This is a genomic window from Amycolatopsis sp. NPDC004378 (assembly GCF_053602455.1).
Genome location: NZ_JBSGDR010000014.1, coordinates 97395 through 116346, shown reverse-complemented (window position 1 = coordinate 116346; position 18952 = coordinate 97395). Strand labels below are relative to the sequence as shown.

The 18952-nt window shown below is 70.5% G+C and carries 19 protein-coding genes; 7 read left to right on the top strand and 12 right to left on the bottom strand.

The window, feature by feature from the left end:
• Positions 1-2: 2 nt before the first annotated feature.
• The 6 genes from ACWEN0_RS33125 to ACWEN0_RS33100 are packed head-to-tail and all read left to right on the top strand — an operon-like array spanning position 3 to position 6145.
• Entirely contained in the window at positions 3-1148 is a 1146-nt protein-coding gene (locus ACWEN0_RS33125) for a glycosyltransferase family 4 protein (protein ID WP_451982546.1), read from the top strand.
• Positions 1145-2257 carry an NAD-dependent epimerase/dehydratase family protein gene (locus ACWEN0_RS33120; RefSeq protein ID WP_451982543.1) on the top strand — a complete coding sequence of 371 codons (1113 nt, stop codon included), beginning with the start codon at positions 1145-1147 and terminating at the stop codon, positions 2255-2257. Before ACWEN0_RS33125 ends, ACWEN0_RS33120 begins: the two co-directional genes overlap by 4 nt.
• Entirely contained in the window at positions 2254-2952 is a 699-nt protein-coding gene (locus ACWEN0_RS33115) for a nucleotidyltransferase family protein (RefSeq protein WP_451982540.1), read from the top strand. Before ACWEN0_RS33120 ends, ACWEN0_RS33115 begins: the two co-directional genes overlap by 4 nt.
• Positions 2949-3938, top strand: coding sequence for a GHMP family kinase ATP-binding protein (locus ACWEN0_RS33110; protein ID WP_451982537.1), 990 nt, complete (start codon positions 2949-2951; stop codon positions 3936-3938). The genes ACWEN0_RS33115 and ACWEN0_RS33110 overlap by 4 nt, the downstream gene beginning before the upstream one ends.
• A gap of 56 nt (positions 3939-3994) precedes the next feature.
• The gene (locus ACWEN0_RS33105; protein ID WP_451982534.1) at positions 3995-4663 is read left to right on the top strand and encodes a phosphatase PAP2 family protein; all 669 of its coding nucleotides are present in this window, start codon (positions 3995-3997) and stop codon (positions 4661-4663) included.
• A gap of 27 nt (positions 4664-4690) precedes the next feature.
• Positions 4691-6145: a right-handed parallel beta-helix repeat-containing protein gene (locus tag ACWEN0_RS33100; protein ID WP_451982531.1), complete on the top strand. Its 1455-nt coding sequence runs from the start codon at positions 4691-4693 to the stop codon at positions 6143-6145.
• A gap of 9 nt (positions 6146-6154) precedes the next feature.
• Here the strand turns inward: ACWEN0_RS33100 and ACWEN0_RS33095 are convergent, their stop codons facing one another.
• Genes ACWEN0_RS33095 through ACWEN0_RS33050 form a run of 10 tightly spaced genes read right to left on the bottom strand, consistent with a single transcriptional unit; the run spans position 6155 to position 16327 of the window.
• Positions 6155-7474 (bottom strand): glutamate-1-semialdehyde 2,1-aminomutase, encoded by a 1320-nt coding sequence (locus ACWEN0_RS33095; protein WP_451982528.1) that lies wholly within the window; start codon positions 7472-7474, stop codon positions 6155-6157.
• 5 nt (positions 7475-7479) lie between these two features.
• The gene (locus ACWEN0_RS33090) at positions 7480-8028 is read right to left on the bottom strand and encodes a dTDP-4-dehydrorhamnose 3,5-epimerase family protein (protein WP_451982525.1); all 549 of its coding nucleotides are present in this window, start codon (positions 8026-8028) and stop codon (positions 7480-7482) included.
• Complete coding sequence (locus tag ACWEN0_RS33085; protein ID WP_451982522.1) at positions 8025-9215, bottom strand: polysaccharide pyruvyl transferase family protein; 1191 nt, start codon at positions 9213-9215, stop codon at positions 8025-8027. Before ACWEN0_RS33085 ends, ACWEN0_RS33090 begins: the two co-directional genes overlap by 4 nt.
• Positions 9212-10069 carry a glycosyltransferase family 2 protein gene (locus ACWEN0_RS33080; RefSeq protein ID WP_451982519.1) on the bottom strand — a complete coding sequence of 286 codons (858 nt, stop codon included), beginning with the start codon at positions 10067-10069 and terminating at the stop codon, positions 9212-9214. The genes ACWEN0_RS33085 and ACWEN0_RS33080 overlap by 4 nt, the downstream gene beginning before the upstream one ends.
• A complete protein-coding gene (locus ACWEN0_RS33075; protein WP_451982936.1) occupies positions 10066-11301 on the bottom strand; it encodes a hypothetical protein in 1236 nt (411 codons plus the stop codon). The genes ACWEN0_RS33080 and ACWEN0_RS33075 overlap by 4 nt, the downstream gene beginning before the upstream one ends.
• A 59-nt stretch (positions 11302-11360) precedes the next feature.
• Positions 11361-12635, bottom strand: a complete 1275-nt coding sequence (locus tag ACWEN0_RS33070) for a DUF4910 domain-containing protein (protein WP_451982516.1) — start codon at positions 12633-12635, stop codon at positions 11361-11363.
• On the bottom strand, positions 12635-13654 hold the full coding sequence (locus tag ACWEN0_RS33065; RefSeq protein WP_451982512.1) for an NAD-dependent epimerase/dehydratase family protein: 1020 nt from the start codon (positions 13652-13654) through the stop codon (positions 12635-12637). Before ACWEN0_RS33065 ends, ACWEN0_RS33070 begins: the two co-directional genes overlap by 1 nt.
• Before the next feature lie 3 nt (positions 13655-13657).
• Entirely contained in the window at positions 13658-14305 is a 648-nt protein-coding gene (locus tag ACWEN0_RS33060) for a PIG-L deacetylase family protein (RefSeq protein WP_451982933.1), read from the bottom strand.
• Complete coding sequence (locus ACWEN0_RS33055) at positions 14302-15093, bottom strand: glucose-1-phosphate cytidylyltransferase (RefSeq protein ID WP_451982509.1); 792 nt, start codon at positions 15091-15093, stop codon at positions 14302-14304. The genes ACWEN0_RS33060 and ACWEN0_RS33055 overlap by 4 nt, the downstream gene beginning before the upstream one ends.
• A 1-nt stretch (position 15094) precedes the next feature.
• On the bottom strand, positions 15095-16327 hold the full coding sequence (locus ACWEN0_RS33050; RefSeq protein WP_451982506.1) for a class I SAM-dependent methyltransferase: 1233 nt from the start codon (positions 16325-16327) through the stop codon (positions 15095-15097).
• Between the two features lie 199 nt (positions 16328-16526).
• Here ACWEN0_RS33050 and ACWEN0_RS33045 point away from each other — a divergent pair, with 199 nt between their 5' ends.
• Entirely contained in the window at positions 16527-16895 is a 369-nt protein-coding gene (locus ACWEN0_RS33045; RefSeq protein ID WP_451982503.1) for a YrdB family protein, read from the top strand.
• A gap of 70 nt (positions 16896-16965) precedes the next feature.
• On the opposite strand, the gene ACWEN0_RS33040 is transcribed toward ACWEN0_RS33045, so the two are convergent.
• Both ACWEN0_RS33040 and ACWEN0_RS33035 read right to left on the bottom strand, forming a co-directional pair.
• A complete protein-coding gene (locus ACWEN0_RS33040; RefSeq protein ID WP_451982500.1) occupies positions 16966-17841 on the bottom strand; it encodes an LLM class F420-dependent oxidoreductase in 876 nt (291 codons plus the stop codon).
• 40 nt (positions 17842-17881) lie between these two features.
• Entirely contained in the window at positions 17882-18850 is a 969-nt protein-coding gene (locus ACWEN0_RS33035; protein ID WP_451982497.1) for a YncE family protein, read from the bottom strand.
• Positions 18851-18952: the final 102 nt, after the last annotated feature.

The following is an 18952-nucleotide window of genomic DNA, read 5'->3' as shown; positions in this document are numbered from 1 at the left end:
GCATGCGCGTCGCGATCAACCTGCTCACGGACGATCCCGGCAACCCGTCGGGCGCGCACTGGTTCTGGACCCGGGTCATCCCGGAGATGGCCCAGCGGCTCGAAGCCGGCGAATCGTTCCACCTCCTGGTGAGCCCGAAGTCGAAGCCGACGCACCAGGGCTACGGCGACCGCGTCGAGTACATCACTTTCCCGTGGTCCAACGAAAAGCGGAACCTCCGCACGCTCTCCGAGCACCTCTACTCGCCCGTCCGGCTGCCGCTCGGGCGCATCGACGTGCTGAACACGCTGATGGCGCCGATCGTGAAGTCGGCGCCCGGGCTGGTCGCGCACATCAAGACGCTGCACGCGTACACGACGCCGGACGCGATCTCGCGCGGCGCGCGGCTGTACCGGCAGTTCAGCTACCCGCGCACCGTCGAGAAGGCCGACGCGGTCGTCCTCAACTCCGACAGCCTCGTCGAAGAGGCCAAGCGGTACCTGGACATCGACCCGGCGAAGATCCGGCTGATCCCGGAAGCCGTGGACCACGAGCTGTTCAACCCGGGCGACCGCGAAGAAGCGTTCCGGCACGTGGCGGACACCTACGGGGTGCGCAAGCAGTTCGTGCTGTTCGTTTCTTCGCTGTGGCCGTACAAGAACTGCGAAGGCCTGATCCGCGCGTTCGCCGCGGCGAAGGCCGAGCTCGGCGACCGGCAGCTGGTCGTCGTCGGGCCGGGCCGCGACACCGAGTACATCGGCGGCCTGAAGGCGCTCGCGGACGGCCTCGGCGTCGGCGGCGACATCCTGTGGGTCGGCGGCGTGCCGCTGAGCGAGACCGTGCACTTCTACCGGGCCGCGGACGTGTTCGTCTACCCGTCGCACAACGAGACGTTCGGCCTGCCGATCCTCGAAGCGATGGCCGCGGCCTGCCCGGTCGTGACGTCCAACGTGACCGCCATGCCGGAGACCGCCGGCGGCGCCGCGCTGCTGGCCGACCCGAAGGACGCCGATTCGATCGCCGACGCGATCGTCAAGGCGTGCGGGCCCGAGAACGAGCGCCTGCGCAAGAGCGGTCCCGAGCGGGCCGGCGAGTTCACCTGGGCGGCCACCGCGGAGAAGACCCTGGCCGTCTACCGCGAAGTACACGCCCTCCGGAGTGGACGTTGAGAATCCTGGTCACCGGCGGCGCCGGGTTCATCGGCTCGCACACGTGCGACCGGCTCGTCGGGCTCGGGCACGACGTCACCGTGCTGGACGCGGTGGTCTCGCCCGTGCACCGCGGCGGGAAGCCGAACTACCTCGCGCCCGGCGTCGACTTCTTCGAAGGCGACGTCCGCGACCGCGACCTGATGCGCAACCTGCTGCGCCGCACGGACGCCGTCTACCACTTCGCCGCCTACCAGGACTACCTGCCGGACTTCGCGAAGTTCACCGACGTCAACGTGACGTCGACGGCGATGATCTACGAGCTCATCGTCGCCGAGCAGCTCGACATCTCGCGCGTCGTCGTCGCCTCTTCCCAGGCGGCGATGGGCGAGGGGCTCTACCGCTGCGCCGAGCACGGTGAGCAGACGCCCGGCATGCGCCCGGAGAGCCGGCTGATCGCCGCGGACTGGGACGTCCGGTGCCCGGTGTGCGACGGTCCGCTCACCATGCTGACGACGCCGGAGCGCGTGTCGAACCCGCAGAACGCCTACGGCATGTCCAAGCACGGCGAGGAAGTCGTCGCCGTGAACCTCGGGCGCCGGTACGGGATCCCGACGGTGGCGCTGCGCTACAGCATCGTCCAGGGCCCGCGGCAGTCGGTGTACAACGCGTACTCCGGTGCCTGCCGCATCTTCAACCTGCACTACCTCCTGGGTACCGCGCCCACGCTGTACGAAGACGGCCAGGCGATCCGCGACTACGTCAACATCCACGACGTCGTCGACGCGAACGTCCTGGTGCTGACCGACCCGCGGGCGGCGGGCCGCGTGTTCAACGTCGGCGGCGGCGAGGCGTACACGACGCAGCAGTTCTCCGAGGTCGTGCAGCGGCAGTACGGCTCTTCGGAGCCCGGCGTGATCAGCGGCGAGTACCGCTTCGGCGACACGCGGCACATCCTGTCCGACATCGACGCGCTCAAGGAGCTCGGCTGGAAGCCGCAGCGCTCGCCCGCCGAGTCCGTCGCGGAGTACGCGGAGTGGCTGCGGGACATGCCCGGCCTCGACGAGATCCTCACCGAGGCCAACGCCAAGATGCGCTCGCTCGGCGTCGTCCGGAAGGCCGGGGGATGAAGGCGTTCCTCCTCGCCGCGGGCCTCGGCACCCGGCTGCGGCCGCTGACCGACCGGCTGCCGAAGTGCCTGGTGCCCGTCGGCGGCCGGCCGATGCTCGATATCTGGCTGGAAGCGCTCGAAGCCGCGGGCGTCGACGAGGTCCTGGTCAACCTGCACCACCTCGCGCCGCTGGTCCGCGAGCACCTGGCCGGCCGGAGTGGTGGGCCGTCGGTGCGCCTGACCGAGGAGCCGGAGCTGCTCGGCAGCGCGGGGACCCTGGCGGCCAACCGGGACTTCGTCGAGCACGAGGAGAGCTTCCTCGCCCTCAACGCGGACAACCTGACCGACTTCGACCTGCGGGTCCTGATCGACGCGCACCAGGCGGGTGGCGCGCTCGCGACGCTGTCGGTGTTCGTCACCCCGGAGCCTTCGCGGTGCGGCATCGTCACGGTGAACGGCGAGGGCGTCGTCACCGCGTTCCTCGAGAAGCCCGAGGACCCGCCGGGGAACCTCGCGAACGCCGGGATGTACGCGTTCTCGCCGGAAGTGCTCGACCTCATCGGGCCGCCGCCGCGGGACATCGGCTACGACCTGCTGCCGCAGCTGGTCGGCCGGGCGCGGGCGGTTTCGATCGGCGACGCGTACTTCCTCGACATCGGCACGCCCGCGGCGCTCGCGAGCGCGCGGGAACAATGGGAGAGGCGAGCAGGATGATCATCACGCGCACCCCGCTGCGGATCGGCCTCGTCGGCGGCGGCACGGACCTGCCGGTGTACTACCGGGAGCACGGCGGCCGCGTGCTCAACGCCGCGATCGACAAGTACATCTACGTCGTCGTGAAGCAGCGCTTCGACGACGACATCTACGTGAACTACTCCAAGAAGGAAATCGTCTCGCGGGTCGAGGACCTCGAGCACGAGCTCGTGCGCGAGGCCATGCACATGACCGGCGTGCGCGGCGGCGTCGAGATCACCACCCTCGCGGACATCCCGTCGGCCGGGTCCGGCCTGGGATCGTCCTCTTCGGTCACCGTCGGGCTGCTGCACGCGCTGTTCGCCTACCAGGGCCGTCAGGTGACGGCGAAGGAGCTGGCGGACCGGGCGTGCGCCATCGAGATCGACCGCTGCCGCAAGCCCATCGGCAAGCAGGACCAGTACGCGGCCGCCTACGGCGGGCTGTGCGACCTGCGCTTCGGCCCCGGCGACGCCACCGAGGTGGAGCGGATCGAGCTGCCGCGCCCGCAGTGGCGCGAGCTGCAGGACGAGCTGATGCTGTTCTACACCGGGATCACCCGCAAAGCGGACTCGATCCTGGGGGAGCAGACGGCCAACGTCGGCGACCGCCTGCCCCAGCTCAAGCAGCTGGTGGACCTGGCGGGCGAAGCGGCCGACGGCCTGCGCGCGCTGGACGTCAGCGCGCTGGGCACGGCGCTGCGCAAGAGCTGGGACGCCAAGCGCGCGCTGGCTTCCGGGGTGTCGAACCAGCAGATCGACGACGCCGTGGAAGCGGCGCTCGGCGCGGGAGCCACCGGAGCGAAGGTGACCGGGGCCGGCGGCGGTGGCTTCCTGCTCGTTTCGTGCCCGCTGGAGCACCAGCACGCGGTGCGCGACCGGCTGTCCGGGATGAAGGAGCTCCCGATCCAGCTCGAACGGCAGGGGTCGCGCGTGATCTTCAACGTGCACCAGGACATTTGGAGCTGACCGAGCGCCGTGCGCCCGTATGATCGGTACGTACAGGTGGTCCGGTGGTCAGGTCGGTGACGCGCGTGGGGCCCGCGGCCGCCGCGCCCGCCCTTCCCCGGCCGGTGCGGGCGCCGCTCTTCGCCGTCGCGGTCGTCGCGGCGGTGGTGGCCGTCGTGCTGGGGTTCCTGTTCCACGGCCACACCGTCGGCACGGACCTCGACGAGGCCGTGTACCGGGCGCTGCGGGGGAGCATCGACCCGCCGTTCGTCTACGGCGTGGCGTGGGTCGTCGGCTCGCTCGGGGATCCCGCCGGGGCCGCCCTGATCGTCGTGGTCCTCGGGGTCGTGTTCCTCCGGTCCGGCCAGACGCGGCTCACGATCCTGATCGTCGCCGGCCCGGTCGTCACCGGGGTCGTCACGACGCTGGCGAAACCGGTGGCCTCGCGGTTCATCAACGGCGACAACCTGTCCTACCCCAGCGGGCACACCGCGTTCCTGACCTCCGCGGGGCTGGTCATCGGGCTGTTCCTCACCACCCGGTACGGCCTCGGCCGCGTCCGTGGGACGGCCCTGGTGCTGGCGCTGGGGTTGCTGCTCGCGGCGACGATGTCGTGGTCGCAGACCTCGAACCGGGTTCACTACCTCTCCGACACCTTCGGGGGATTCTGCGTCGCGATCGCGCTGGTGACCGCCACTGCGGCCCTGGTGGACGCCGTCATCGATAGGGTGAAAGCCCGCCGCTGACGCCGATCACGGCCTTATCTTCTGCCCGTGAGAGCACGGGTTTTGTTGCTGGCGGTGGCACTCCTCGGTGGTGTCCCGGCGCCGGCCGCGCACGCGGCCGCCGAGCGCGCCGAAGTCTGCGACAGCAAGGATCTCCTGGGCCCGGCCGAGCCGCCGGCGGGCGCGGTCGTCGTCCCGGCCGGGAGCGCGGCGGGCATCGACTTCGGCGTCCCGGGCGCCACCTACTGGTTCGCGCCCGGCACGCACACGCTGACCCCGGGCGAGTACTCGCAGATCTCCCCGGGCGACGGCGCCACGTTCGTCGGCGCGCCCGGCGCGGTCCTGGACGGCAACCGCGACAACCGGTACGCGTTCACCGGGCGCGCCAAGGACGTGACGATCCGGAACCTCACGGTGACCGGGTTCGTGGCCCCGCGCGACGAAGGCGTCGTCAACCACGACTCGGGCGACGGCTGGCTGGTCGAGCACACCACCCTGACCCGCAACGAGGGCGCCGCGCTGATGGCCGGCGCCGCGAACCGGATCATCGGGAACTGCCTGCGGGACAACGGTCAGTACGGGCTCAACGCCTACCAGGCCGGGAACGGGATCAAGCAGCTGCTGGTCGAGGGCAACGAGTTCACCGGCAACAACACCGCGGACTGGGAGTCGAAGGTCCCGGGGTGCGGCTGCACGGGCGCGATGAAGTTCTGGGCCGTCGACGGCGCCGACGTGCGCGGCAACTGGATCCACGACAACCGCGGCCCGGGCCTGTGGGCGGACACGAACGACAACGACTTCCTCATCGAGGACAACGTCATCGAGAACAACGACGACGTCGGGGTCTTCTACGAGATCTCCTACAACGCGACGATCCGCGGCAACGACCTGCGCGGCAACGGCCGGGTGGCCGGCAAGCGCGCGGCGGAGTCGGGCGACCCGTTCCCGGTGGGCGCGATCTACCTGTCCGAGGCCGGCGGCGACGCCCGCGTCCCGGCCCGGACGGCGAAGCTCGAGGTGACCGGCAACCACCTGGAGGACAACTGGGACGGCATCGTGGCCTGGGCGAACGCGGACCGCTTCTGCAACTCCCCGGCGTCGACGACGTCGGACTGCACCCGCGTGGTCGGCCCGTCGAACACGGCCCGCTGCGCGCCCCCGGCCATCGCGTCGCCCCCGCTGTACCGCGACTGTCGCTGGTGGACGTCCGAACTGGACATCCACGGCAACACCTTCGCGTTCGACCCCGCGACGGTGGGCTGCTCGGCGAAGTGCGGCCGGATGGCGTTGTTCTCGAACGTGGGCACGGTCCCGAGCTGGTCCCCGTACCAGGGCGACGTCATCCAGCGCGACATCGTCCACACGGCCGCCAACCACTGGCACGGCAACACCTACTCGGGCCCGTGGCGGTTCACGGTCGTCGACATGGCGACGACGGTCCCGGTCGCGGAGTGGACCGGGCCGTCGTACGGGCAGGACGCGGGCAGCACCTTCGCCGGGTGACCGCCCGGTTCAGGCGAACGGCCGGAACACCGGCTTGACCGGCCGCCCGCCCGTCCACGGGGACGGGTCGTTGGCGTCGAGTGCCTTCCGGTACACCGTGCACGCCTGGGCGACCACGTCGATCGTCTTGTCGATGTCCTCGTCGGTCAGCGCCGCGCTGACCACGAACGACGGGCCGAGCACGCCGCCGCTGATCAGCTCCCGCAGGAACAGCGTGCGGTACGGCTGGGACGGCTTGCCCTGCTCGTCCAGCGTGCCGAAGACCAGGTTGCTCGCCCGGCCGCGGACGACCACGTGGTTCTCGACGCCCATGCCCGCCGCCACCTGGCGGACGCCCGTGGCGAGGCGGTCGCCGAGGGCGTGCATCCGGCCGATGACGTCCTCGTCGCGGTAGACGTCCATCACCGCCATCGCCGCGGCCAGTGCGTGGGTCTCCGCGCCGTGCGTGGTCGAGAGCAGGAACACCCGCTCGCGGTCGCCGGCGCGCAGTCCGCCGAGCTCCATCAGGTCCCGCTTGCCCGCCAGTGCCGAGATCGCGAAGCCGTTGCCGAGGGCCTTGCCGAACGTCGAGAGGTCCGGCGTGACGCCGTAGAGGCCCTGCGCGCCCTGCGCCGACCAGCGGAAGCCGGTGATCATCTCGTCGAAGACCAGCACCACGCCGTGGCGGGTGGCCAGCTCGCGCAGGCCCTCCAGGTAGCCCGGCGGCGGCTCCACCGCGGCCGCCGCCTCGAGGATCATGCAGGCGATCTCGCCGTCGTGACGCCGCAGCAGCTCCTCCGCCGCCGGCAGGTCGCCGTACGGGAAGGACACGGTCATTTCGGTCGTCTCGACCGGGATGCCCGCGTTCATCGCCGTGGTGCCGATGAACCAGTCGTCGGTGGAGAAGAACGCGTGGTCGGCGCAGCGGGCGACGAGCCGGCGGCCGGTGGCGGCGCGGGCCAGCCGGACCGCGGCGGTCGTCGCGTCCGAGCCGTTCTTGGTGAACTTCACCATGTCGGCCGTCGGCACGTTCTCGAGGAACCGCTCGGCGGCCTCGGCTTCGATGATCGACGGGCGGATGAAGTTGCTGCCTTTGCCGAGCTCGGCCCGCACCGCTTCGAGGACCCGCGGGTGGGCGTGGCCGAGGCTGACCGCTCTCAGCCCGGCGCCGTATTCGACGTACTCGTTGCCGTCGACGTCCCAGACGTGGCCGCCGAGGCCGTGCGAGACGACCGGGGCCATTCCCGCGGGGTACTGGTCGGAGCCTTTCGCGTACGTGTGGGCGCCGCCGGGGACAACCCGGTGCAGGCGCTCGTTCGCCGCGGTGGAGCGGGGCAAGTACGTTCCCATAGGACTCACCTCGTTGGTTTGAACGCCTCTCCGAGAGTAGGCGCGCGTTCGTCGCGGTCACTCACCATTGTGATCGAAATCGGCCACGAAATGTCCAATTCGGGATCTTTGTACGAAATTGTGATGTCCTCGGCCGGATCGTGCGCGCGGTCGATGCGATACGAAACGTCCGAGGGGTCGGTGAGTGACTGGAAACCGTGTGCGCACCCCGCCGGGATGTACACGGAAACCTGCGATTCACCGGTCAGTTCGAATGTTCTGATGTTCCGGAACGTCGGCGAACCCGGTCGGAGATCCACCACGACGTCGAAGATCGCGCCGTGCGAGCACCGCACCAGCTTCGCCTCGCCGGCGCCGCCGCGCAGGTGCATCCCCCGCACGACGCCCTTGCGGGAGCGGGAAAGGCTGTCCTGGACGAAGCCGTCCGGGTCGATGCCCGCCGCCGCGACGACGTCCCGGTCGAACGTGCGGCTGAAGAAGCCGCGGTCGTCGGCGTGGGGCGTCGGCTCGAACAGGTACGCGCCTTCGATCTCGGGCACCGGAATGGCTTTCACCCACGACCTCCGTCGATGACGAGCCCGGAAAGCTCGGTGAACTGGTCTTCGACCCGGGAGGTCATCTCCTTGGCCTGCCGCTCCAGGTTTTCCACGACCTCGTCGCGGTTTTTCTCCAGCTCGCGGAAAAGCGCCACCAGCCGGTCGAAGTCGGGCTCGCGGGCCGAGATGCAGAACTCACCGACCCCCATCGACGCCATCAGCACGTCGCTCTTGCGCGCGTAGCCGAACGACACCGTCGGTTTCGCGGACTTCAGCGCACACAGCACGTTGTGGTAGCGCGTGCCCACCACGGTGTCGACGGCCGCCATCTGGTGCATGAGGTCGCCCAGCGACGTCAGCGGCTCGGCCTCGATGTCGGCGTCCGGCTTGTGGGCCAGGGCGTCGGCGATGACCTCGCCGGGCACGTCGAGGTCGGCGACGTCGCCGATGAACAGCCGGACCGGCCGCCCCTCGTCGACCAGCAGCCGCACGAACCGCTTGACCGTGCCGAGGTACGCCGCGTTGATCCGGTCGGCGCGGGCCCGGTCGTCGTTGCCGCCGTGGAACTCCATCAGCCCGACGCCGACCGCCCCGGTCGAGGCGCGCGGCTCGGGGTCCGGCAGCGCGAAGGCGAGGTCGGGGAAGACGTGGTCGTCGCGGACGTCCACGCCCATCCGGCCGAGCGCCTGCCGGGAGTGCTCGTCGCGGAACGACCGGTAGTGCGCCAGCCGGGCCGCGCGGCTGACGACCCAGCGGGTCCCGCGCTTCTTGACGTAGTCGGCGCCGACGCTGACCAGGGCGACCTTGGCGCCGGTCAGCCGGGCCGTGATCCCCAGCCACAGCAGCGAGTACGGGAGCGCCCACGGCCGGATCGGCAGGGTCGCTTCGAGCACGCCCATGCCGGGGACGATCACGACGTCCTGCTTGCGGACCCACCACCAGGTCCGGGCGGGGTCGAGGAGCTTGCCGAGCACCTTGAGCGCCGCGGCGCGCACGCCGGTGGCGTCGCCGGCGTGCGGCTCGTACCACTGCAGGTGCGTCGCCGGCGCGCCGTAGCGCGCGGTGAGCTCTTCGGGGCCCATGGCCAGGAAGTCGAGCCGGGCGTCCGGGTAGCGGCGGCGCACGTACGAGACGACCGCCTCGAGCGAACCGTCGTTGCCGAGGTTGCCCGAGCCGAGGATGCCGAAGAAACCGATCCGCGTCACGCCATCAGCCCGATCTTGCGCAGCGGCTTGCCGCCGAGCCACTCCGCCATGACGCGGTAGCAGTCCCGGCGCTCGGTCGCCGTCAGCGGCGCCTCCCGGATCGCGGAGACGTAGCCCGCCGCGAACCCGGCGTAGAGCCGGGCCTTCGACTGGCCCGCGCGGCGCGGGTCGAGGTTGGTGCACACCCGCTGGACGGTGCCCAGGTTGTCGCCGCGGCCCGGGTGTTCCCGGCGGAAGAACATCACCTCGGGCACCTGGACGAACGTGCCGTGTAGCGAGAGCTCGCCGACGAGCTTGCGGCCGGCGTTGTGGTAGCTGTCGTGCGGCGCGATGCGGCGGAGCACGGACAGCCGGATGACGCCGTAGTAGTCGTCGCCGCCTTCGCCGAACATCAGGCTGCGGAACCGGCGCGCGGGGTCGGGCGAGTCCGTCTCGAGCTGGTAGTCGTAGTTCTCCAGGATCTCGCCGCGCTCGTCGACGATCGCCATGTACGAGTGGGCGAGGACGGCTTCCGGGTGCTCGTCGAGCGCCTTGACGCACGCTTCGATCAGGCCGGGGCCGAACAGGTCGTCGTGGGCCGCCCACTTGAACAGCTCGCCGCGGGCGGCGCGGACGAGGAAGTCGTGGTTCGGCGCGGCCCCGATGTTCCGGGGCTGCCGCACGTACCGGATCCGGTCGTCCTTCGCGGCGTACTTCTCGCAGATCTCCCGCGTGCCGTCGGTCGACGCGTTGTCCGAGATGACCAGCTCGTAGTCCGTGTAGGTCTGCGCGAGCAGGTTCTCCAGCGCTTCGGCGAGGTAGTTTTCCCCGTTGTAGACCGGGAGTCCGATGGTCAGCCGTGGTGCACCGGTCATGGTGTCCTCGATTCCTGAGGGGTTCGGATGTGGGCGCGAACCGCGAGGTGGAGCTGGCTCCACCAGACGAAGGCGGAGGTGAACGTGGCCATGGCGACGCCCCAGCCCGAGCCGACCGCGCCGCCCACGACGGCCCCGATCAGCCCGCCGGCCACGTAGAGCGCGGAGGCGATCAGCTGGCAGCGCATGCTCCGCTTGGCCGCGCCGAGCGCGCGCAGCCCGGTGGCCGCGCCGCCGATGAAGCTGGCGTTGGTCACCGAGAGCGTGGCCGGCAGGATCATCGCCTTCGCCGTGTGCCAGACGTCGCCGAGCACGAACTCGCCGAGCCGGTCGTTCAGCAGGAGCAGCAGCGCGGTGCCCCAGAGCAGCGCGGCCAGGGCTTGCGAGCCGCCGAGCGCCAGGCCGAACAGCGGCAGCTTGCGGACGTTGCGCTTGACCACCCGGGCGGCCTCCGGCACCGCCACGAAGGCGAGGCCCATGAGGACGGCGACGAAGGGCCCGAGCAGCAGTTCGCCGCCGCGGACGGTGCCCACGGCGGCGACCCCGGCGATCGCGCCGAGGCCGTACATGCGGATCTGCGACCCGCTGCTGTTGCTGACGTTTTCGACGAGGTAGCGCGGGCCGAGGTCGCGGTGGTCCCGCAGCCAGCCGCCGACGCCGGCGAGTCCCGGTTTCAGCCGGGTCTGCACGTAGCCGTAGCCGGCGGCGACGGCCGCGCCGCCGCCCCAGGCCAGCAGGAACGTGACGACCGTGGGGTGCAGGCCGGCCAGCAGCATCGTCGGGATCATCGCGACGCCCCAGACGACGTCGTTGAAGAACGCCTTGCGGCCTTCACCGGAGGCGAAGAACGCGAAGCGCCAGCTGTCCTGCAGCAGCAGCGCGGGCAGGACGATGCCGAGGGCGACGAAGGCCGAGCCGAACTCGCCGCCGGCCGCGATCCCGAACACCACGCTGATGACGCCGGCGAGCAGGCCGACGACGAGCGCGGTCCGCGACGCCCTGGCCACGGCCTGGCGCCAGACCTCGGTGTCGACGCCGCTGTAGCGGACCATCAGCGGGTCGGTCGCGAGCCCGCGCGAGATGTTGATCAGCACGCCGTAGGTGACCCAGGCGAGGCTGAACATGCCGAACGCGGTGACGCCCAGTTCGCGGGCGACGAAGACGCCGATCGCGAAGTTGGTCAGGCTCGACACCGCCTGGTCGCCGAGGCCCCAGGACAGCCGGCCGGCCATCGCCTTGAGGCCCGCGTTCCGTCTGGGGGGCGCCGCCCGGTGCTGACCAGTCACCACGTTCACTCCTTGACCAGGCCGGCGTCGCGCAGGGCGCCGGCCGCTACGTCGACGGTGTCGAAGGGCAGTCCGGCCCGTTCGGCGATGTCCAGGAGGTCGTGCTCGCCGTCGGAGAGGTTGAGGACCCAGAGCATCGCCAGCTGGGCCTGCTTGGCGTCGCTGCGGCCGCCGAGCGAGTCGTACAGCCCGCGCTTGCCGAGCTGCGGCTCGCCGTACGGGCTGAGGTTGACGTACCGGCGGTTGCGGTCGAGGACGCCGAAGGCGTCCCGAAGCGCGCCGAGGGTGTCTTCCATGGCCGACGGCGAAACGAAGCCCGGGTTGTCCGCGGAGGTGTGGTACTCGGGGTAGCCCGCGTACGGCGTCCGCGTCAGCGACCCGACGCCGAGGTTGAAGCCCGGCGAGCAGAACTGGCGCTCGTCGTAGCCGTAGGGCGAGAAGTCGACAACGCGGTGTTCTCGGCTCTTCAGCACGTGCTGCAGGACGCGGTCGATTTCGGCGTCACCGCGTCGGGACTTCTTGTAGGTCAACGAGCCCGGGTCGCCCGCGCAGGCCAGGACGAGCCCGTGCTTGACCTTGTCGATCCGTTCCTGGTTGCGCGCCAGCCACGTGATCGAGCCGATCGTCCCGGGCATGAACAGGAACCGGTAGGTGTAGTAGGGGTCGACCAGCTGCTGCGCCAGCGAGATCGCCACCGCGATGCCGGCCAGGTTGTCGTTGGCCAGCGACGGGTGGCAGACGTGGCACGACACGATGACCTCGTCGGTGACCCGGCCCGGCACGACGTGCTCGCCGTAGGTCAGCGAGCCGTCTTCCAGGGTCGAATCGATGACGACGTCGTACTCGCCGTCGGGCAGCGCGTCGAGCTTGTCCTGCGCGAGGCAGAAGCCCCAGGCCGGCGCGTAGTAGCTGGTCCGGTAGGGCACCCACGACGGCCGGTCCGGCAGCGTGTGCAGGTGCTCCCGCAGCTCGCTCAGCGGCATCCGCCGCGACACCGGGACGCTGTACCCGACGACGTGCAGGTTCAGCTCCTGGAAGTCGATCACCCGCTCACCGGACGGCGCGGCGACGTAGGCGTCGCGGATGTTCCACTCCTGCGGGATCGTCCAGTCCAGCACCGCCGTGCCGGTCGGTACCTCGTGCCGCTCCAGCGCGAGGTGCTCGCCGATGACGTCCAAGGTCCGCCGCACACCGTCGCCGGTGATGCTGCGGCAGATCGGGTAAAGCCGTTCGACCAGGGCGTGCAGCTCCGCGCCCGTTCGCAGCTGCGTCCCGGTCACTACTTCCGCCGCAGGCTGGCGTCGACGCGGCCGGCTTCGCCCTCGCTCTTCAGCCAGGCGAGCCTGGTGAACAGCTGCTGGAACGACTCCCGGGTCAGCCCGAACTTCCGGTAGGCCTCGATGAGCTCGACCGCCCCGTCCTTGACCGACCACTCGCAGGCGAAGCCGGGGATGGCTTCGCGGAAGCGCGAGAAGTCGACGCGGTACGAGCGCGGGTCGGCGCCGGCCTCGCCGGTGATGTTGAGCGTCGAGCCCGGCACGGCCTCGACGACCTCCTGGGCGATCTCGGCGACGGTGACGTTGTTGTCCTCGGTGCCGATGTTGAAGGCCTTGTTGTGCACGGCTTCCTTCGGCGCGGTCAGGGCGGCGGTGAACGCGCGCGCGATGTCCTGGGCGTGCACCAGCGGCCGCCACGGCGTGCCGTCCGACAGCACCAGCACCTCGCCGGACAGGTGCGCGTGCGCGGTCAGGTTGTTCAGCACGATGTCGCCGCGCAGCCGGGGCGAGTAGCCGAACGCCGTCGCGTTGCGCATGTAGACCGGGGTGAAGTCGTCGTCGGCCAGTTCGTGGACGTCGGCTTCGACGCGGACCTTCGACTCGGCGTAGGGCGTCACCGGCTTCAGCGGCGCGTCCTCGTTCACCAGCTTGTCGCCGCCCGCGCCGTACACCGAGCAGGTCGACGCGTAGAGGTACCGCTGCACGCCCGCGTCTTTGGCCAGCTTCGCGAGCTTCACGGACGCGTGGTGGTTGATGTCGTAGGTCAGCTCCGGCGCGAGCGAGCCCAGCGGGTCGTTCGACAGCGCGGCCAGGTGGATCACGGCGTCGAAGCCCTCGACGTGCTTCGCCTCGACGTCGCGGAGGTCGACGACGTGCCCGGCCGGGTCGGCCGGCGTGGGGCCGAGCAGGCAGGTCTCGAACAGTCCCGAATCGAGGCCGACGACCTCGTGACCGGCGGCGGCGAGCACCGGGGCCATCACCGTCCCCAGGTAGCCCTTGTGCCCCGTCAGCAACACCCGCATCGGTCAGCCCTTCAGGTCGAGAGTGAGTTTCTTGACGAAGAACGCTTCGGCGTACTTCGCGGCGGCCTCGATGCCGCGGATCCGCGCCAGCCCGAGGAAGGCTTCGCGGTCGTACCAGGGCCGGTGCCGCTGCGACGCGTAGTGCGTCTGGAGCAGCCGGACCTTTTCCTCCGCGACGTCGTCGTCGAGGGGCTGGTAGACGGCCGGGCTGCCGAGGTCGCCGTCCCACTTGACGATCTCGTAGCCCAGCGCCAGGTGGTCGCGGAACGCCGTCGGCACCAGCTTGGCGAGGCCGCGGTGGTCCTGGTGGGCGTCGTCGGTGCGCGGCGCCAGGATGACGTCCGGGTCGGTCCGCCGCCGCAGTTCTTCGAGGGCGTTCTTGGCCTCTTCCCAGTGCGCCGGGAAGCGGCCGTCGGGCAGCTTGAGCACCGTGACGTCGAGCTCGGCGCCCGGGCAGAAGGCTTCGAGAGCCGCCCGCTCCTCGTCCTCGCGGGGCGTGCCGCCGCCGGAGAGCACCAGCGCGTCGACGCGCAGGCCCGGCCGGGACGCGCAGAGCGTCAGAAGGGTGCCGCCGGCGCCGATCGCGATGTCGTCGCAGTGCGCGCCGAGGGCGACGACGCCGCCGAGCCGTCCCGGCCGGAGGCCGATCACGCGGTGCTCGCGACGGGCCGCTCCCAGAGCGCCCACGGCTTCTCGCCGTGTGTGTAGGCGTTGTCCAGCGCCGCGCGTTCCTTGACCGTGTCGGTCGGCTTCCAGAACCCGCGGTACGGGTAGGCCAGCAGCCGCCCGCGCTTGGCCAGCTCCCCGCAGCCGTCGGCGACCAGGTCGCCGTTCTCCGGGATGTGGTCGAAGACCTCCTGCCGCAGCACGAAGTAGCCGCCGTTCTCCCACAGCGGCATTTCGCTGACCGCGGTGATCGCGCCGACCATGCCGCCTTCGTTCATCTCCACGCAGTGGAACGACGACTGCGGCGGCACGACCATCATCGACGCGCCGGCGTCGGTGGTGCGGAACCGCTCGATCATGTCCGGCAGGGGCGCGTCGGACAGCACGTCGGCGTAGTTCGCGAGGAACATCTCGTCGCCGTCGAGGTAGTCGCGGACGCGGCGCAGGCGCTCGCCGATCGGCGACTCGATGCCGGTCTGCACGAAGGTGATCGTCCAGTCGGCGATGTCGGTCGACAGCAGCTCCGCCTGCCCGTTGCGCAGGATGAAGTCGTTGGAAATGGTTTCCTGGTAGTTCAGGAAGAAGTTCTTGATGTGCGCCGCGCCGTAGCCAAGGCACAGGATGAATTCCGTGTGGCCGAAATGCGCGTAGTAGCGCATCACGTGCCAGATGAGCGGTCTCGGACCGACCATCGCCATCGGCTTCGGGACGTCGTCGCCCGCGCCGTTGCGCATCCGCATCCCGTAGCCACCGCAGAAGAGAACGACCTTCACTTCACTGCACCTCGACGATTTCCAGGCGCGGGATCGGGAACACGAGCTTTCCGCCCCACGCACCGATGTAAGACAGCTGTTCGGTCAGTTCCTCCCGGAGGTTCCACGGGAGGACGAGCACGTAGTCGGGCCGGTCGGCTTCGATGCGCTCCGGGGGCAGCACCGGGATCCGGGTGCCCGGGGTGAACCGGCCGTGCTTGTACGGGTTGCGATCGACCGTGTACTGCAGCAGGTCCGTCCGGACGCCGCAGTGGTTGAGCAGGGTGTTGCCCTTGCCCGGGGCGCCGTAGCCGACGACGGTCTTCCCGTCGTTGCGCGCCTCGATGAGGAACTTCAGCAGGTCCAGCCGCACGCGGGTGACGCGCTCGGCGAACTCGGTGTAGCCGGACAGCTCGTGCAGCCCGGCGGCCTTCTCGCGCCCCAGCACGTCGGTCATCCGCTCGCTGGGCTCGCCCGCCACCTCGGCCGGACGCGCCCACAGCCGGATCGACCCGCCGTGCGTCGGCAGCAGCTCGACGTCGACCACGGTCAGGCCGCCGGTCGCGAGGGCCCGGCGCGCGGATTCGACCGTGTAGTACTGGAAGTGCTCGTGGTAGATCGTGTCGTACTGGTTCTTCTCGATCAGCGTGAGCAGGTGCTGGACCTCGATCGACACCCAGCCGTCGTCGGCGACCAGCGCCCGGAGGCCCTTCGTGAAGCCGAGGACGTCGGGGATGTGCGCGTAGACGTTGTTCGCGGCCACGAGGTCGGCCGGGCCGTGCTCCTCGCGGACCTTCAGGCCGGTCTCCTCGGAGAGGAAGGCCGTCAGGGTGGGCACGCCGGCTTCGCGCGCGGCTTGCCCGACGTTCACCGAAGGTTCCACGCCCAGACACCGGACGCCGTGCCCGACGACGTGCTTGAGCAGGTAGCCGTCGTTGCTGGCGACCTCCACGACGAACGACTTCTCGCCGAGCCCGAGCCGCTCGACGGCGTCGTCGACGAAGCGCTTCGCGTGCTCGACCCACGACGTCGAGAAGGACGAGAAGTAGGCGTACTCGGTGAAGGTGTCGTCGGGGTCGATCAGCGGCGGGATCTGGGCGAGCCAGCAGTCGGTGCACACCTTGAGGTGGAGCGGAAAGGTGGCTTCCGGTTCGTCGAGCTGTCCGGCGGTCAAGAATCGCTCGCACGGGGGAGTGGCCCCGAGGTCCACCACGCTGGCCGTGTTTGTCGAACCGCAGAGTCGACATGTGGTCATCTACCAGGCTCCTTGGCTCGCGGTCGCGATATGCGTTAAACACGTCGAGCAGGGGCGGACCGTCGTTACAACGGGGCGCGAGCGGCTGGTGGACCGATTCGGAACCGCAACCTGGATGGCCGAAGTGTGGCGGAGATCACGATCCGTGCCCGCCCGGACCCGTAACGTCCACAGTGGACCCGACCTCTAGGCTGGCGCGATGACTCCGGAGCCGACTCCCCGCCTGAGCGGGATCGCGGGCGTGGTGCTGACGGTCCGCTTCCTTACGGAGCTGGCCCTGCTGGGCGGGTTGGCCCTGGCGGGTACGCAACTCGGCAGCGGGCCGGCGCTGGCCATCGCCGACGCCGTGCTGCTCCCGGTCGCCGCGGCGGCGATCTGGGGCCTGTTCATCGCCCCGCGCGCCCGCCGCCGCCTGGCCGAACCGGCCCGCTTCCTGGTGGAGTTCGCCCTGTTCGCGGCCACCGGCGTGGTGCTGGTCCTGGCGGGCTGGCCGGTGAGCGGGATCGCGCTGGCGGTCGTCGGCATCGGCGTCGCAGCACTCACCCGCCGCTTCGCCAAGGACGGCTGAGCCCGCCGCGCCGGGCCACCACGCTGACATTCGGGTGACCCGGGTCGGCAAATTGCCGAGCGGGACTTGCTCAGCCGATCTTCTCTGCGGCCGGGATGACGTCGGTGCCGAACTTCTCCAGCACCGCCGGGTTGTGGACGTGCGGGACCATGCCCAGTGCGACGTGGATGCCGAGCCCGTTCAGCCGCTCCAGCTCCTTCAGCAGCTCGCCCGCCTTCGAGCCGTCCTCGCCGATGTCGAGGATGTGGTACACCGTCTTGGTGATCGAGTCGTAGTCGCGGCCCTCGTTCTCGCAGTGCCGCTTGAGGACGTCGAGCTTGTGCTCCAGCTCCGGGCTGTTGAACAGGTTGCACTGGTCGGCGTACTTGGCCACCAGCCGCAGCGTCTTCTTCTCGCCGCCGCCGCCGATCATGATCGGGGGGCGCGGGTCCGACAGGGCTTGCGGCACGTTCAGCAGCCGCTCCGCGTCGAAGTGCTTGCTCTTGAACGGCTCGTCGCCGTCCGCCCACATCCGCAGCACGTACTGGAGGTTCTCCTCCAGCAGCTCGAAGCGCTCGGCGACCGGCGGGAAGGGGAAGCCGAGCCCGCGGGACTCGTCCTCGTTCCAGCCCGCGCCGATGCCGAGGATCGCGCGGCCGCCGGACAGCACGTCCAGCGTCGTGATCGCCTTGGCCAGCAGGCCCGGGTGGCGGTACAGGACACCGGTGACGACCGTGAGCAGCTTGGCCCGCGAAGTGTGCGCCGCGATGAAGCCGAGGGTCGTGTACGCCTCGAGCATGTCGTTCTCGACGGGGCCGACCCCGCCGATCTGGAAGAAGTGGTCCATCACGGCGATGGAGTCGAAGCCCGCGCTGTCGGCGGTGCGGACGACGGCGGCCAGGTCGGCGCCCAGCGCGGACGCCCCGTTAGGCCAGGTGAAGTCGGGGATCTGCAGTCCGAGTTTCATACCTTCCGACGGTATACCTGGAGTGGCCCCAGCTGCCGGGTCAGAAATCCCGGACGAGTGAAAGCCTGCCGTGCAAGGGATCCGTGACGTAGACCGTGCGCGTGCGCTGGTCGACCGCGACGTCGCCGGGGTTGACGCCCAGTGACAGCTCGCCGGTGAGCGTCCCAGTGCCGCCGTCGACCCGGCTCAGCCCGTTCTGCCCGCCGTTCGTGTACACCGTGTTGGTGCCCTGGTGCACCGCCAGCGCGGAGGATTCGCTGCGCAGCAACACGGTCTTGCGCTCGGCGCGGGTCGCGGCATCCACAATGGACATGTGGTGGATGCCGGAGTTCGCGACGTACACGGTACCGCTTTCGGCGTGCACCGCGACGGCGGTCGGCCGCGCCCCGACCTTCACGCTGGCGACGAACTTCCCGCTGTCGATCGAGAACACCTCGACCGAGTCCGTGCTCGTGCTCGCGCAGTAGGCCAGCTTGCGGCCGGGGTCGACCGCCACCCCGGCGAGGCTCGGCTTCGGGCCCGGCACGAGCGCGGCGAGGGTGCAGCTCACGCCGTCGAGCACGGCGAGCGTCCCGGTGCCGCCGCTGGCCGCGTAGACGCGGTTGGCCTGCTCGTCGACGGCCAGCGTGGACGCGCCGGCGCCGGCGCCGATCACGCTCACCAGGTCGTGCGTGCGGCCGTCCAGGACGACCACGGTGCCGGCCTTCGCGTTCGCGACGTAGATCCGGTTGGCCTTGGCGTCCACGGCGACGTCGCCGGGCTCGCCGCCGACGTCGAGGACGCCGGCGACCGTGGGGCCGCGCGGGTCCACGACCGAAACGGCTCCGGCATCGGGGTCCGCGACGTACGCGAGCCCCGTGACGGGATTCACCGCGACCGCGGTGGGCGTCCCGCCGAGGTCGATCGAGCGCACGTCCTCCGCGCGCGCGACCCCGGGCAGGGCCAGCGCCCCGGCACCGGCCGTGACCAGGGCGAACAGGGTCCTCCGGCGTATCGGGCGACCTTCCATCGGCGCCTCCGCTCGTGATCAACTCGCCGTCCGAGCCTAACCCGCGCGATGATCACGTGAAGGAACTTCGCGTCCCCCGATCGCGTTGTTTCCACTGGGTAA